Annotated in this window: 13 protein-coding genes and 1 pseudogene; 5 read left to right on the top strand and 9 right to left on the bottom strand. The window is 39.3% G+C overall.

Translation table 11 applies throughout. The features are described 5' to 3' along the window. Nucleotides 1-186 (top strand): hypothetical protein (locus AC58UW_RS19805; protein WP_497422329.1); only part of this gene is annotated, 186 nt, incomplete at its 5' end. Between the two features lie 410 nt (nucleotides 187-596). Here the strand turns inward: AC58UW_RS19805 and AC58UW_RS19800 are convergent. After that, complete coding sequence (locus AC58UW_RS19800) at nucleotides 597-3,446, bottom strand: Ig-like domain-containing protein (RefSeq protein ID WP_497422328.1); 2,850 nt, start codon at nucleotides 3,444-3,446, stop codon at nucleotides 597-599. A 1,284-nt stretch (nucleotides 3,447-4,730) separates the two neighbouring features. Further along, the gene (locus AC58UW_RS19795; RefSeq protein ID WP_497422327.1) at nucleotides 4,731-5,456 is read right to left on the bottom strand and encodes a metallophosphoesterase family protein; all 726 of its coding nucleotides are present in this window, start codon (nucleotides 5,454-5,456) and stop codon (nucleotides 4,731-4,733) included. 428 nt (nucleotides 5,457-5,884) lie between these two features. Between AC58UW_RS19795 and AC58UW_RS19790 the strand changes: the two genes are divergently transcribed. Next, nucleotides 5,885-6,220: a hypothetical protein gene (locus AC58UW_RS19790; RefSeq protein WP_497422326.1), complete on the top strand. Its 336-nt coding sequence runs from the start codon at nucleotides 5,885-5,887 to the stop codon at nucleotides 6,218-6,220. Nucleotides 6,221-6,431: 211 nt separating this feature from the next. Here the strand turns inward: AC58UW_RS19790 and AC58UW_RS19785 are convergent, their stop codons facing one another. After that, on the bottom strand, nucleotides 6,432-6,887 hold the full coding sequence (locus AC58UW_RS19785) for a GNAT family N-acetyltransferase (RefSeq protein WP_497422325.1): 456 nt from the start codon (nucleotides 6,885-6,887) through the stop codon (nucleotides 6,432-6,434). 157 nt (nucleotides 6,888-7,044) lie between these two features. On the opposite strand from AC58UW_RS19785, the pseudogene AC58UW_RS19780 reads away from it, so the two are divergent. Both AC58UW_RS19780 and AC58UW_RS19775 read left to right on the top strand, forming a co-directional pair. After that, nucleotides 7,045-7,512: pseudogene (locus tag AC58UW_RS19780) on the top strand (IS110 family transposase); the annotation flags it as partial. A 588-nt stretch (nucleotides 7,513-8,100) separates the two neighbouring features. Beyond that, nucleotides 8,101-8,511, top strand: coding sequence for a hypothetical protein (locus AC58UW_RS19775; RefSeq protein WP_497422324.1), 411 nt, complete (start codon nucleotides 8,101-8,103; stop codon nucleotides 8,509-8,511). A 103-nt stretch (nucleotides 8,512-8,614) separates the two neighbouring features. Here AC58UW_RS19775 and AC58UW_RS19770 read toward each other — a convergent pair whose 3' ends face one another. Both AC58UW_RS19770 and AC58UW_RS19765 read right to left on the bottom strand, forming a co-directional pair. After that, nucleotides 8,615-9,409 (bottom strand): hypothetical protein, encoded by a 795-nt coding sequence (locus tag AC58UW_RS19770; protein WP_497422323.1) that lies wholly within the window; start codon nucleotides 9,407-9,409, stop codon nucleotides 8,615-8,617. A 103-nt stretch (nucleotides 9,410-9,512) separates the two neighbouring features. After that, the gene (locus tag AC58UW_RS19765; RefSeq protein ID WP_497422322.1) at nucleotides 9,513-9,800 is read right to left on the bottom strand and encodes a hypothetical protein; all 288 of its coding nucleotides are present in this window, start codon (nucleotides 9,798-9,800) and stop codon (nucleotides 9,513-9,515) included. A gap of 218 nt (nucleotides 9,801-10,018) precedes the next feature. Here AC58UW_RS19765 and AC58UW_RS19760 point away from each other — a divergent pair, with 218 nt between their 5' ends. Further along, nucleotides 10,019-11,347 (top strand): FAD-binding oxidoreductase, encoded by a 1,329-nt coding sequence (locus AC58UW_RS19760; protein ID WP_497422321.1) that lies wholly within the window; start codon nucleotides 10,019-10,021, stop codon nucleotides 11,345-11,347. 171 nt (nucleotides 11,348-11,518) lie between these two features. On the opposite strand, the gene AC58UW_RS19755 is transcribed toward AC58UW_RS19760, so the two are convergent. The 4 genes from AC58UW_RS19755 to AC58UW_RS19740 form a co-directional block, all read right to left on the bottom strand. Next, nucleotides 11,519-12,640 (bottom strand): creatininase family protein, encoded by a 1,122-nt coding sequence (locus tag AC58UW_RS19755; protein WP_497422320.1) that lies wholly within the window; start codon nucleotides 12,638-12,640, stop codon nucleotides 11,519-11,521. Nucleotides 12,641-12,711: 71 nt separating this feature from the next. Further along, nucleotides 12,712-12,900 carry a hypothetical protein gene (locus tag AC58UW_RS19750; RefSeq protein ID WP_497422319.1) on the bottom strand — a complete coding sequence of 63 codons (189 nt, stop codon included), beginning with the start codon at nucleotides 12,898-12,900 and terminating at the stop codon, nucleotides 12,712-12,714. Nucleotides 12,901-13,151: 251 nt separating this feature from the next. Further along, nucleotides 13,152-14,162, bottom strand: a complete 1,011-nt coding sequence (locus tag AC58UW_RS19745) for a phosphotransferase enzyme family protein (protein WP_497422318.1) — start codon at nucleotides 14,160-14,162, stop codon at nucleotides 13,152-13,154. A gap of 238 nt (nucleotides 14,163-14,400) precedes the next feature. Then, the gene (locus AC58UW_RS19740) at nucleotides 14,401-14,607 is read right to left on the bottom strand and encodes a hypothetical protein (RefSeq protein ID WP_497422317.1); all 207 of its coding nucleotides are present in this window, start codon (nucleotides 14,605-14,607) and stop codon (nucleotides 14,401-14,403) included. Between the last annotated feature and the right edge of the window lie 127 nt (nucleotides 14,608-14,734).

The following is a 14,734-nucleotide window of genomic DNA, read 5'->3' as shown; positions in this document are numbered from 1 at the left end:
AAGGTTTACCAATCCCTCCTATGCATTTCAGATTTTAAAAAGCGTCTGAGCCGCGTCTTCTTTAGTGATGTCTTTTTCTTCGACTGCCTGCATTTTAATTTTCATGGTAGTTTAGCGGTTAAATTTTATGTGTCGGCATTCGGACAATGTTCTTGTCACAAATCGGCAATCGACTCAAGTTCTTGACATTGTCAATTTACAAGAACTTGAGCCGATAAATAAAAAAGCCCGCGGTTTACGCGGACTACTGCTCACCATTACTTAGCACATTGTTTGAATTAAAATATAACTCCTAAACGAAACAAAATCAATTCCAACCATTACGTTTAAAGGATAAAATTCTGACTCTTACCTTTATCGTACAAGCATGTTCCTATGGAAGATGTGTCAAAAATATTTGATGCTGCTACAAATCCTTTATTTCTTCATTGAGATGAAACTGATGCTTCTATTTGTGATACGGTTCATGTAATGTTCTATTTGTATCGCCTCCAAACTTACTATAATAAAAAGCCAGCGTAATAAATCGCTGGCTTTTCAAATTGAATATGGCTGGAGAATTCATCTCATCATCAATAATTTAAAATTGACATTATTTATTTAGGTTTTACAACAACAGGAATAATTGTTTTAAATCCGTCATATTCCGCAAAGATCACAGCTGCTCCTTCTGATTTCGCTACGATCTTATGATCAGCGGTCACTTCAGCTACTTCCGGATTAGACGTACTCCATGTGACATCAGCCGTAACGTCTTTTACCGTTCCATCGCTAAACATTGCATTAATGACTACCTCACTTGTTGAGCCTGCTGAATTTACGATATAACCCGGCGAAGAGCTTATCCCCAATGTAAATGTAGGATACTTTGCCACGACATCAACATTAATTGTCGTTGACATACCAAAAACAGTAGCAGTTATCGTCGTTTTTCCAACAGCGTGAGCGATGATATGTCCATCAGCAGAAATCGTTGCAACCGATTCGTCCGCCACCGTCCATTTTACTAGGCTAGTAACATCAAAACAATCACAATTACCATCTCTGCCTGGATGACCAAAGAAAGCAATTATAGACACGTCCGTCGACTTATTAGGTTCTAACATCACATTGCGGGGAAATGAAGTTAAAGCTACAGGCTTTGTGTTTCTTACCCAAACAGAATCTCTCAAACCACCATAATTGAAATAGATGTATGCTTCACCAGGGCCGACCCATGTAATGATCCCGTTCTGATCAACAGTTGCTACTTTCTCATCGGAAGATTCCCACTTCCCATCAGTATCAACCTGAACTATATTATGATCTGTATATTCCGCAAAGGCGTCCACATCTACAGGAGCTCCTGCCTCAGGCTGTATTAGCATTCCCAGTATGTTTTTAGTGATTCCGACTAAATTAACTGGTCCCTCTTTTTCTATTACTTTTACTGGAATTTTAATAGGAGGGAAACCTGCAATTGTTGCACTAACTGTCGTTTTTCTAATTTTCATTCCAGTAAATTTCCCGTCTGTAACACCAGCAACATTAGGATCCTCTGAAATCCACTGGATTGACTTCGTAATCTCTTTTTGAGTCCCATCATTGTATTGGGCTAAAACATGTACGGGATAAAGCTTATCTTTTTGAACAATAACATCCAATGAGGATACAAGCAATGATTCTATTTTTAAATCCCCCGTAGATGCATTATTTTCAGAAAGGATTGAAACCTTCAAGATTTCGGTGCTTGTCCCGTGATTGATAAGGACTTGAGTTGTACCTGATGCAACCGCTGTAAGAACACCATTCTTAACTGTAACAATGCTTGGGTCTAGTGATGTGAATCTTGAGTCTGAAGTGACGTCAGCTGTTGAACCATCTTGATATTTTGCTTTTACAGAAAACGAATGCGCGCGCTCGGCTAACCGAAAGGAGATGTTAGTTTCACTAGGAATCAGATCAACAATTTTATTCGCGAAATCTTTAGAAGGTTTTTCTGAAACGGCAATAGGAATCTGCTTTGAGTAACCAGAGCTATCTACGGTAACTATTGCTGTACCAGTACCTACAGCAGTAAGTAGGCCATCCTTATTAACTTTAACAACATCAGGATTAGATGATTTATAAACCGCAGATGGAGACGAATTTACAATAGATTTGTCCGTATAGCTCGCTTTTACCTCCAATTGCTGCTGTTGATGTACCACCATATTTTTCATATTTGGTGTAACAGAAATCGATTCAGGGGTTGGAGCCTTCTTCTGAACGTCTTTATCCGTGACTGCCACCGGGATATCTACAGTGTGACGACCATTATTATAGATAGCATGCAAAACGGTTGCGCCACTCAATTGACCAATAACCTTTGATGTACCACCATAATTTTGCTGAACTGAAGCTACATAGTGATTGTCGGAGAACAATTGAACGGAAGCTGTGACATCCTCCGTGCTCCCATCACTGTAAATCGCTGTTATTGCAACTTGCGCTTCCTCACCTACACCTATGGAGAGATTTGATGGAGAAGCTTTCACACCAATAACTCTTGGAGTAGTAAGCTTATTGGTGACAGTAACCTCAATTTTAACTGGAGGAAGAACATCTGATCTATAGGAAGCTGTCACAATTGTTTTACCTGTCTTACCTCCAATGATTAATCCTGAATCCGTTACCGTTGCAATGCTGCTATCTTCGACAGTCCACTTCACTTCACTTGGATTTACATTCTCTGACTCTCCGTTATTGAATACTTCGGTTAATTGAACCGGCCAATTTGCACCTGGCAAAATTTCAACAGCAGGTTCATCAGTTACAAGCTTCTCCGGCTTAACAACATTAACAAGTACAGCATCAACCAATTTATCGTATTTAAAATATATATATGCTTGGCCTATTCCAACTGGGGTAATCTTACCATCTTTACTAACGGTAGCAACATTACGATCTGTAGTTGTCCAACTTCCTAAAGAAGTAACCTCTCTACTCTCGGGGTCCCTTGTAATGGCATATACTTGAACCGGCTTATCAGAGGTTTCTAACCTAAACTTGCTAGCCGAAAGTAGAAGCGCCGTTACATTTTCTGGAACATCTCTTATAGAAGCAAAGAAGTTTATCTGTGGAAAAGTTGAGTAAGTTACTCTCATTGAAACATCACCTGGTGAGATCGCTTTTAATACGCCATTTTCAACCAATGCAATCGACTGATCTCTTGATTCCCATTTAGCTAATTTAGTTACGTCTTCCATTGAACCATCGCTATAAAGCGCTTTCAAAGCTATTGGACGCTCTTCCCCTTCATCTATGAATGTTATTCTAGGTGCAGCTAAAACGAGCGATACAATTGTTCTCCCTTCTGCCTTTACTGACTTTTCAGGCGAGGCAGAAGCCAAACTACTAAATAGAGACAGGATTACGATAAAGATGAGAGTTAATACTGTAATTCGCTTTGTTACCTTTGTTCTCATTTGCCAACCTCCGTATTTTTTATAGCAATCAGCCTTTCAACCTAATACTAGACTATAAAAAATGTATATCATATAGAGCGATAGTTTTGATTTTTCAGAAATATAGCATTGATTTCCATTCATCTGTTTTGTGACTTTTGACATTGATTTCGACATTCATAAAATTAAATTCTACTGTAATCGATCCGTATCAACATAAACGCCGTTAGTTTTCTTACTGGCATGCTAATCCTTACAAATTAAATAGTCCTTGGGGATCAAGGCTTTTTTAACCACTGGTCAATTATATCAAGTTTTTATCCCTAATCGTATTGCCATACAAGCTGGTAAATGGTCAGATGCAATAGTGTCTATAACTTTCCCGGTAGAATTTTTTACATCTTCAGAAGTAAAAATATAGTCGATGCGACGATTGGGTTTAATAATAAGAGGTATAGTCCTCATTTTGACCGAGTTCAGCAAATACGTCTTTATATTGTGCAGTCATCTTTAGAATTTCTGAACTTTCAGGTGTAGCATTTAAGTCTCCTAAAAAGATGCTTGTTCCTTCTCTCGAAGTTATCTATTAAACTACTTTTATAGAACAAACTAATTTTGTTGTCTAAATATTAACTTCTTGTAACATAGGTGTTAATATCACATATAATTGAGAGACTTGAAAAACTCACAGGACTTACGCAGTTCGCGAGATTAATTGGTATTTGTGAGAATCTATGTTTGAATAAACCGGCCACCACGTCATGAAAAGTTGGGGAGACCAGTAATCCGAAATAAGACTTGCAAAACGGCGTGCTTCTATGTCAAAATCGATGAAGATTCGTTCAGACCCTTTGCAGTTTCTGCGACGGACCTGACAACGAGTGTGGAAGAGGCCACGAACCATTTCGCCGTGGGTGTAGCCTTCATCATCACTCGTTTTTTTGTTGTTTAATTGCCATAACGCATAGGTAAGAAGGGTTTCGGTTGCAAAAAGTAATTCCATATGTGCATGCTGGTGTGCCTCGGATTTGGAATGGCAAGACTCAAAGCCGAGTTCCTGCTTAGCGACCCGGAATAAAACTTCGAGCGCCAGCGTTTGCCGTAGACACTTCAATTTGGTAATTTGAACTCGTAGAATGCGAACGGATATCATCATTATGTTCAAGGAAAATAAAGTATTAGACTGAAATTATCAAGACCTAAACTTAAGAGAATCAAATAAAAAAAAAGGGTTCTACATATTATGTATGACTAATATGTGGAACCCTTTATGTTTAACTATCGTTCTCCGTCAACAATTCGTTCCTAATAAGTTAATTGCCCACCGTGAAAAATTTTCATAATAAATTCCCTTTCAGGAACCTGCAACTGAATATAAGATTGCAGAAACTCCTTATTGTCGTAAGGCACTTCAATTAGCTCTTCGCTGATCGCATTCTCCGTTAACGATACAATGCCGTATCTTGCGCGCGGTTTATCGTGACAACCTAAGGCACCAGGATTAAAATAAGTTCTTTTGCTAGAAACAAAATGGTGAATCATATGATGATGACCAAAACATACCATCTTATACTTGGTTTCTTTGTAGAGTTGATCTAAATTCTCCGTTGACGGGTTCTTTTCAATAGACAAAAACCAGCCATCTTGATTGAGATGATAATGAGTGAATAGCAGTTCTTTATTGAAATGATTGATGATTAATTGTTTTGGCCATTTACTCATCGATTCGATGTATTCGGGGTTAATTCTATCTGCCAACCATTGGTGATGGTGCCGTTCATTTTGATGTCCTTTCGGAGCGTCATCTCCATAAAAAGCAGTTAATACCGCTACATCATGATTACCCACAACGAATGAAACATCAGTTCGTGACAATAGTAATTCAAGAACTTCGTTGGAATCGGGTCCAATGCCAACTACATCCCCCAAACAATAAATGTGATCAACACTCTTGGAAGTGATATCCTGAAGCACCGACATTAATGCAGGGCTATTTCCGTGAATATCGGTTATTACTGCTATTTTTTTCATTAACATACTCCCCATTCTAGGGTCGCCGTTCCATTTGAGCAACTCGCGATATAGATATAACCGTTTTGCAATACCGAAATCCCAGGCTTAAACTGAGTACATTCTTAAATTATGCTTTCTACATCGCCCCACATCATAAATGAAATTCCATCATAATCATCATCTTGTTCGTCTTCTTGGACTCCGAATTCAGCATCAATTATTGGAATGGTTGTATATAGCTCATAAAACCAATTCGGTAAATTCGTTTTTAACTTACTTTCTAACTTAACAATAATGTGACTAATGCACCTCTCCATTCTGCCTTGAGATTATTAGTTGACTTTTATGTTACTCACTCAAAAATGCAAAATTTAAATCAAACATACACGTTTTGAACTGATCTAACATAAAATTTTAATATTGACTGTAGAAGGTGGAGATTCCTAATGTACGCTAGATTAAGTATGTTTAGATTAAAACCTGATGCCCCCATTTCATTCGCAGAGCAGTGGGCTGAGAAAACTCACATGGTCCATCGATCATTAAAGGGATTTAAAGGTATTACTTTTTTTGGAGAAGATATAACTAATGAGTTCGGTGCCATAAGTTATTGGGAAACGAAAGAGGATGCATTAGCAGCCGGTGATGCAATTGAGGTCAAAGTTTATTCTACCTTATCAAAAATTTATATCGAATCTCCGCCTATGGTTGCTATATATGGAGTTTATGACCTACCTATGGGAACCGGTGAATTAATATTTTCCGGAAAATTTAACTGGTAGGAGTTCTCAGACTGAAAAACCGTTGGCTCTTTTTTTATACCTTGATTCTTAGACGATCTCGTAAACCTCTTTATTATGTTTTTATGTCTTTCGATGCGTCACCTTTTCCCTATGGCTAGGTTATTTAAAAGCTAGAGCAATTAGGGCCGCCAAGCGGCAGCCCTTGTGATTAATCTATAGTTCGCCGTTAGAGTTCAACAAGAAATAGAGTTTATAATTCTTTTGCCATTACGATGCTCGTTTCTTCATAGCCTAACTTTTCATATAAACCACGAGCAATTTGGTTATGAGCAAAGACATGAAGTCCTATACTCTTGATGCCAATTTCTCTTCCCAACTTTTCTATATCTTCCATCGCTTGCTTGCCAAATCCTTGCCCTCGGTAATCTTCCTTAATTTTTATATCGTAAATAAACCCTTTGTTGTTTGGTTTCACTGCAAACCAAATCATTCCAACCTCTTGGCCATCAGAACGAATTGTAAATAGTTTGTTATCAGTGGTTTTCTCGCCATCAGGCAAAAGGTTTGCATATTGTTCTGTTGCCTTACTAATAGATTCCTGTTCATTCCAATTACCAGATTGCACGTTGCTTTTTGCATAGCTCTTAATTGCAGAATTAAGGTATTCCTGAAATTCAGTCGAATTCATTAAATCTAATGTAATCATTATTCTCCCTCTCTTAAAATAAAATGAAATAAATTATTTCATATTTCCTTTTGAAAATATCCAATATGAGCTCAAACTCTACAATCTATACTAGCATATATTGTAAGTATTCTGCCCGATAGTTGAGTGGATCGCCAGGTACGAATACAGGCGATGGATCGCAGAAGAAAAGCAAAATCAACTCATTGAAAACATTACCTTTAATCATATTGTTGTAGGTGTAGACATTGCTCAGGAGGCCCATGTTGCTAGAGCCGTTAATTTTCGAGGTGTCGCTCTCGGTAATCCTTTAGTGTTTAGTAATGACGAGGATGGTTTCAAGTCCCTCGACCGTTGGATTCGCGACTTGTTAGCTTCATTTAAATTATCTCAAGTTATCGTTGGTATGGAACCGACTGGCCATTACTGGTTAAGCCTTGCCGGATGGCTCAAAAACAAAGACATTGAAGCCGTACTTGTTAATCCTCACCTTGTTAAAAAGAATAAAGAAAACCGCGACAATACACGCTCTAAAAGCAACAAAAAAGATGCTTTAGTTATTGCCGACATGGTGAAAAACGGCTACTATTCCCCTGCCCACTTCCATTCTTCCGAATACGAGGAGCTGCGAGTGCTCATGGCTAATGTATATGGTGATGAGTAACCAAGAATTTAAGGCTATACATCACCATAATGTTCAAGTGAAAAAGCTCAAAAAATGAAATCTATCATGAAGTTATGTGGAACCTACAACCCGAAGAAAATCTTTGCACTGGCAGCTTAAAACTAAACCATTTTTAATCGCAAGTTGGTGTATTCGCAACGACACGTCCTATTATCTCTCGCTATCTTTCATTCATCATCGAAATCTAAAGGTTGAAATCCTGCGAATAGACGAGCTTGCGTGAGATATTCAAATCATACCGAGGGAGTTGAATGACCTCAGTTAATTTTCTTCCAAGGTAGACTTCTTTGTATCCCGAATTATAATTACTTCCAAACGTCGTTGGATTGAACCCCAGTGCTGGCACGGTATAATAGGCTATAATCCTGCAAATACTTAAGGCGGACACTCATTTACCTTCAAAATGACGCTACCTGTCCCGCGGCTACTCTAACTCTATATAGCGACTGCGGTTGAGGGCTGGTTCCTAAAGATGCCGAGTAGATAGGCCCCGAGGGTAAGCCTTTGCTCGATATCAGCAACAAATGACACAGCATAGGAGGAATCACAATGCATCCTTTACGCAAGCTACGGGAATCCGGTAACGCTACACCCGCCCAGGTGAGAGAGTTACTTGCCGAAAACGTCGTATTCAATAGCCCGATCCTGGTACGGCCGATCGAGGGGCGTGACGTCATCGCGGCGATTTTCGCTCAGTCGAGCTCTACTCGTGGTTCCGGTACCTATACAGCCGAGTTTAAGCTCGATGAGCGCACCACATTCTTGCGCTGGGTGGGAACCATGGATGGCCACAAGATTGAGAGCCTGGAGATCATCGTGGACAACGAGCAGGGGCTGATAGAGGAGCGCACTATTGCCCTCCGGCCGTATCCTGCGGTGAAACTGTTCCGCGACTCCATGTATGAATCACTCAAGGATAAGCTACCTCCCGATGTTTGGGACTACCCAACGACGCCGTAGTCTGACCCGTTTCAGCTCGTTACCAAAACCCCTTTTCAGCCGCAAGGTCGATAAGGGGCTTCTTATCTATTACTGCGTTATCCATTAGTTCATTAGTTGAATGCTACTTTATATACTCTATTATGGATTTAAATGCCTGATACTCTCGGCAAAATTTAAGATAATCACCTTTTGAAAATATAGCAGAAACAGATAACCGGAAAATGATTGCTCGAATAATCATTTCTTTATATAGTTCATTACCTGGAAGCAGATCTATCTCAGAAATATTGCTTCCTTGCCATGCTATACAATCACAAACTAAAATGGCTTCTGCATATTCTACTGGAGCAATTGTTGGAGAAAAATCAATTACTAAAGGACTCAAAACATGGTCAAAAAGAATATTTCCAGACAAATCACTATGAACAATCTGCACCTTATATTGCTCTTTTAGGCTTACCCTACTTAGTAATTTATTAATAATTTCTTGTGCTTCCCACGATAATTCCCCTGGCAATTCATCTATTTGCCATGCTATACGATGACCCTTGGACCAAGGATTATCAGTATGAGCGAAGTTCCGAAAATCAATGGAAGATAGGTCACGGTGAAATAACTTCGATACCAGAAGTTTTTCTTTTATTCGCCCTTTTACATCCGTACCTACCTCATACTGAGTGCAAGCCCATCCTTTACTTACAAAAGTACCATGTTCACTTCTAATAGGCTTTGATACCCTATAACCTCGAGGGTTAATATTGTAAATAATATTCAGTAACCATTCATTATGTTGTATATCATCCACAGGTTTTAATACAGTATTTTTAACTCTAACTGATGTATTCTGCCCACCGCTCAATGGCACAATATCCCCGCTAAGATGAAAAGAATTTAGTATTTCTTCTGATAGCCCCATTTGTTCACCTGCCTTAAATACCAATTTTAAGGGATCGTTGACTGCACAACAGCCGGCGATCCCTATTTAACTATCATCGCGTAATGGGATAACTAGTACAGCTTTACTCTAACAGGACAGGAATCATTAAAGAAAAAAATATGGTTCCAACCAAGAATGAGATTAATGAAACTCTATAGCCAAGTTTTTTTATATAAATTACACCAAATACAACTACTAAAAAGGGAATGCCCCATAAGAAATAAGGCAAGAACTTCATTCCACTGTTGGAGTGTAAAATTCTTGGCATTGTTGAAAGTGAATTAATGTAAATAATACTTCCAATTGAAATCCATACAACTGAAAATAAAAGCCCGAGCATTATGTTAGGAAGTAATTTAATTTTACTCACCAAATCCCTCCATCTCAAGGTTGAATCGTAATAATTTTATTAGAATCCGTTACTAGAGGGAATACATTTTTTTGATCAAATCTGCCCGTTACATCAACATTATCATCAAAACTTCCAGCCATTTTTTCTTGATGTCTGCATAAAAAACAAGTGTAATTAAATACATATCACAGGATAGCCTTACTATTACATGCACTTATAAGGGAGGCGCCAACGCCATGGCTTGGACAAACGGTTTGACCGGACACGTAGTTGTTCAAGACTCTCCAGACTATGATCAAGCGAGACGAGGGTTTAATGCCCGCTTTTCTAAGTTCCCCGCAGTCATTGTGTACTGCAGGACGATTGACGACGTTGCCAACGCCATCCGATGGGTGCGCAGGCAACACATGCCTTTTCGCATTCGCGGAGGTGGTCATAGTTATGAGGCATATTCACTGGTCGACGGCGGTCTCATTATCGACGTAAGCGGACTGCTGACACTCCAAATTGATAAAGCAAAAGGTATCGCCCGTATCGGGGCTGGATTTCGGCTACTGCCTTTATACGAAGCGTTATGGAAATACGGCGTAACGATCCCTGGAGGATCGTGTCCGACAGTCGGCATATCGGGTCTAACCCTCGGTGGTGGCTACGGTTTCCTGTCTCGGCTTCACGGTATGACTTGCGACAGCTTGATCGGACTCGACATGATCGACGCGCGAGGAAATGTCCACCATGTCAGCAGCAAGGAAAACTCTGAGTTGTTCTGGGCTTGCCGGGGTGGCGGAGACGGGAGCTTCGGTGTAATCACGTCCTTTACATTCCGCGTACATCCGATCGGAGATGTCTCATATTTCATTTGGTCCTGGGATTATGACAATCTAGAAAAAGTGGTACATCAATGGCAATCATGGGCTCCTCATACCGATGCCCGCCTAACTTCAGTGCTCAGATTACCGGCAAAAGGCTTAGGAAATATAGGCTCGATCGGCGTATTTACCGGGCTCGAAAAAGATTTGCGGCGCATCACGCGCCCCATGCAGGAAGCCATGACACCTACAACAGCCACGTTCCGCTCCGCTCGGTGGATTGAAGCAGCCCGCCGGTTGGCGGGAACACCGACACAGCAATCCACATTTAAGAATTCATCAGCTTATGTCTACGAACCGCTCTCCGATGATGCAGCCTCTGTACTTCGCCAACAATTGAGTACCTCTCCTGGCCCAAGCAATATGGTTGTATTTGACGCTTACGGAGGCGCCATCAACAGGTTTGCTTCCAATGAAACGGCTTTCCCTCACCGCAAAGCGCTGTTTGTGATGCAATATCAATCGTATTGGGAAAGTGATGCCGAGGAGGCCGGCAATCTGCACTGGATCGAGCAGTTCCGCAGAGCTATGCTGCCATATACCCGGGGCGCCTACCGCGACTATTGCGACAGTCAAATTGAGGATTGGCAAAAAGCGTACTTTGCCGGGAACCTAGATAGGCTTAGACAGGTGAAGAAAGCCTACGATTCCGAAAATCTGTTCCGTTTCGAGCAAAGTATTTCTTTGCCCAACTAAAATATGTTTATTCAACAATCCTGCCCGATAGCTTAATGAGGCTACCACTCGTTTTCACAGCGGTAGCCTCAACTTGTAGTTTGTTTAAGTAATATATCTCGTAGGCGATCTCGCTAAAATAGGGAGTGCCTCTGACCAGGCGACACCTTGTTCACCGTGGAGTTCGTGCATTCATAGCTGAGTTTTTCGACGGTAACCCTCATCTAGGATTTGTTTCAAACCTTCAGCTCTTTTATTAATAAATGTGTTCCAAAATAGCTTTCCCTTTTCAGCAAGTTCTTCCTGTGAGTATTTTCCTTCTTCGAATTTCCCCCAACAACCGTCCTGAGTTAGTTTATCCCATCCTATGTAATCTGCATAAAGACGGTTTTCCAATGGTATGTCTGAGCCCATTGAGCTTGATTTAACTAGTTCAGGACAAAGCCACATCGCCGTACAAACAGACAATAACCCACCGTGTATTTCGTTTAAGCCTTGTAAACCTGCCGTATTAAGTGCTTCTTCCCAAGCAATATGATTGTTATGATTTGCTGTGATTAAGATAATTTGAGGGTACTTGTAATTAATATGTTTGACGAAAGCCCCCTCCCAATAGGAGCCACCATGTCCACTGCAGACCAAGAACTTCTTGAACCCTTGTTTTGTCAGGTTAGTAATCACTTCTTCCAACAAGGATGTTAGTATATTGGGGCTTAGTGTAACAGTTCCCTTAAAATTGGCATGTTCTTCAGAGGTATTAAACGGAATTGTAGGTAATATATAAGCATTTAATTCTCTTCCATAAGTATCAGCGAATAGCTCTGCGATAAGCGTATCTAAATGCATTGGTAAGTACGGTCCGAACTGTTCCGTTGCTCCTACCGATAGAACAACTGTATCAATGCCACTGTTTAAAATTTCAGTTGTTGTGTTCTTAAAACTTAGCATAATAACACTCCCTAAATACGCACATTTTTTCATAATGTAACAAACTATTTCACTCACATGGTTTTGAAAAAAGACCAAATCTAATTGTTTAGCGTTTATCATGTTTATCATTTGTTCTAATGGGACTATATTATCTTTCGCCCCATGAAATGCCCAAATTAATGTGTATTTGAGTTGCTCTGCTTTTGAAATTTGGCCGCCTGAATCAAGGGGCACAATTGCAGCAAACTTTTTTGGATGATGGATAGCTAAATCCCAAACTCCATATCCTCCCATACGATATCCAATCAAATAAATACGTTTTCGATCTACGTGATGATTAGCTACAACCTCGTCTATCAGAGCAGTAACCGCATCACGCTCCATATTCCAATAAGACTCATATGGACATTGGGGAACTGCAACTATGAATGGTAGTGATAATTCACCCTCGTTAATTATTCCAAGTAGTCCATAATTCGATATTTGGGATACGTCCCTTCGCCCCTCATATCCATTCCATGCAAAAAAATAATAAGTCCCCACTCACGAATTAAGTCTGCATATCCTTCTGGATGAGAAATGAGATAATCAATATTTACATTTTTTGTAATTTCCACGCTCAGGCTGCTACGTTGTATTGTCATTCATATATTCCTCTCATTTGGTAAACGTTTCTCTTTCGTTTACGATTAAGTACAAACATCCTACTCAGAGCATTTTTCAACAAGATAAGGATATTTTGATTTGTATACTACTCCTGTTTTCCTCCTAGTAGATAATTGACCCCAAAATTGATATAACCTTTTGGAATGCGGCACATTACTTATTATCGGACTAGAATTCCTTTTGCATTGTTAACATTCCCCTTAATATTACAAACTTTTTCATATTTATATCATAGACATGTGAAATCCAAGTCAATATACGGAATATCATTTTTTATATTATTCATATAAAAAGTTAATGCTTCCTTATTCCAATCACTCCAATTATCAAAGTTACCCATATCAGCACTACGGTGTATAAGACCAATAACGATAGCTTGTCTTAAATTTATAAATAATGGAATGGCATCTAGTGAACTACGGCTTAGTGTATTTTCTTCAGAGTATCCTTGAAAAAAATTCGAGAAAAATCGTTTTGTTATTGTCTTTCGTTTATTCACATCTGTAATAATAAATGGAATTGGAGTTTCATGAAATATCGATGTTGCAATTTCAGAAGCAAACCAACTGTACTCGCATTGATCAAAGTCAATGATGCTCGGGTGATCTTCATGATTTAGGTAATTCCCCGGACTCATATCTCCATGAATAAGCCCAAACGAATCTCTGTCTCTTGATAATGATTGAATTTGACTTATTATTAACTCAAGTTTGTGTTGAAGCATCTCATTAGGCACATAATTTTGAAATTTTGTAACAGCTGCATTGTTAATCCAATCGTATCTTTTTTGAATAGGAGAAAACTGTTTTGATAGTTTATGCATTTTCCCAGTAAACCTGCCAATTCGTTCATAAAAGATATCGCTTTCGACGCAAATTTCAGCCTTTCTGCCGGGAGCGAACTCAAAAGCTGTTGCAATAAAACAGTTATCAGCTTGTTCAATAGCTTCAACATATTCACCTTGATTAGAAAGTAAAGCTTTAGATACAGTCATTCCGGAATTGGCTAGATAAGAAATAAACTCGATCTCAGCAAGCGTCATATCCTTACTCCTATGTGTACTATGAGTAATCCTTAATATCACACTTATTGAATCACGTTTCCCTAAAAACACAAAATTTTGAAAACCGTCAAGTTTAATAGTATCTGCAAAGTTAATTCCAAACCGATCTGCAGCCTCTATAAAAATTTCTTTAGTAAATTTGTCTTTAATAGAACTTTCGATAAGAATCTCCTCCAAATAAATAATGTTTTATTTCTTATTAAGTACCGTACCTTTATCAGTAGCGATTACAAACCTCTTATTGTAATACCCCTATCAAAAATAATAACTAATTAATAATGAAGTGGTAGATAATAAATGATTATTGTTAAATTATCCCTTTCGTGAACAAAGGGCTGCCATGCGGCAGCCCCTTCTGATATGAAGCTATAGTGTCCCGTTAGCTCAACACAACAACTATTATCGACGGAAAAACTCAGCTCTTGAAGTTATAATGACAGCAGTTAGGACATACCTTTGCTGCTTTGGACATTTCAACTTGAAAACCAAGTTCAGATTCTAAAGACTGAACAATTGACGGTTTTACCATTCTTTCAACCACAGCGTTGATATCGTAGCAATCTCCCATCCAAAGTGAACGATTTAACAGAGGGCAATCATACATATCTTTATGGTCATCCATGTTAACTCTCCTTAATTGCGCACTTCTGACCACGTAACGAGACCTAATGTGATTCCCTTGTGTGTTTATTTTACTCTCAAATAAGGCGTGATCATCGGATCCCGCCTTATTCTTTCAGTAATATTAC

The organism is Paenibacillus sp. J22R160, assembly GCF_059692135.1.
Note: the sequence above shows the minus strand (reverse complement) of the source record. Positions and strands in the feature narration are given on the sequence as shown.

Bases quoted from the DNA above. Each gene is read 5' to 3' on its own strand.
- AC58UW_RS19800 (WP_497422328.1), bottom strand. From the start codon at position 3,446: ATGAGAACAAAGGTAACAAAGCGAATTACAGTATTAACTCTCATCTTT.
- AC58UW_RS19770 (WP_497422323.1), bottom strand. From the start codon at position 9,409: ATGGGGCTATCAGAAGAAATACTAAATTCTTTTCATCTTAGCGGGGAT.
- AC58UW_RS19740 (WP_497422317.1), bottom strand. From the start codon at position 14,607: ATGGATGACCATAAAGATATGTATGATTGCCCTCTGTTAAATCGTTCA.
- AC58UW_RS19795 (WP_497422327.1), bottom strand. From the start codon at position 5,456: ATGAAAAAAATAGCAGTAATAACCGATATTCACGGAAATAGCCCTGCA.
- AC58UW_RS19755 (WP_497422320.1), bottom strand. From the start codon at position 12,640: ATGGAGCGTGATGCGGTTACTGCTCTGATAGACGAGGTTGTAGCTAAT.
- AC58UW_RS19790 (WP_497422326.1), top strand. From the start codon at position 5,885: ATGTACGCTAGATTAAGTATGTTTAGATTAAAACCTGATGCCCCCATT.
- AC58UW_RS19775 (WP_497422324.1), top strand. From the start codon at position 8,101: ATGCATCCTTTACGCAAGCTACGGGAATCCGGTAACGCTACACCCGCC.
- AC58UW_RS19750 (WP_497422319.1), bottom strand. From the start codon at position 12,900: ATGACAATACAACGTAGCAGCCTGAGCGTGGAAATTACAAAAAATGTA.
- AC58UW_RS19760 (WP_497422321.1), top strand. From the start codon at position 10,019: ATGGCTTGGACAAACGGTTTGACCGGACACGTAGTTGTTCAAGACTCT.
- AC58UW_RS19785 (WP_497422325.1), bottom strand. From the start codon at position 6,887: ATGATTACATTAGATTTAATGAATTCGACTGAATTTCAGGAATACCTT.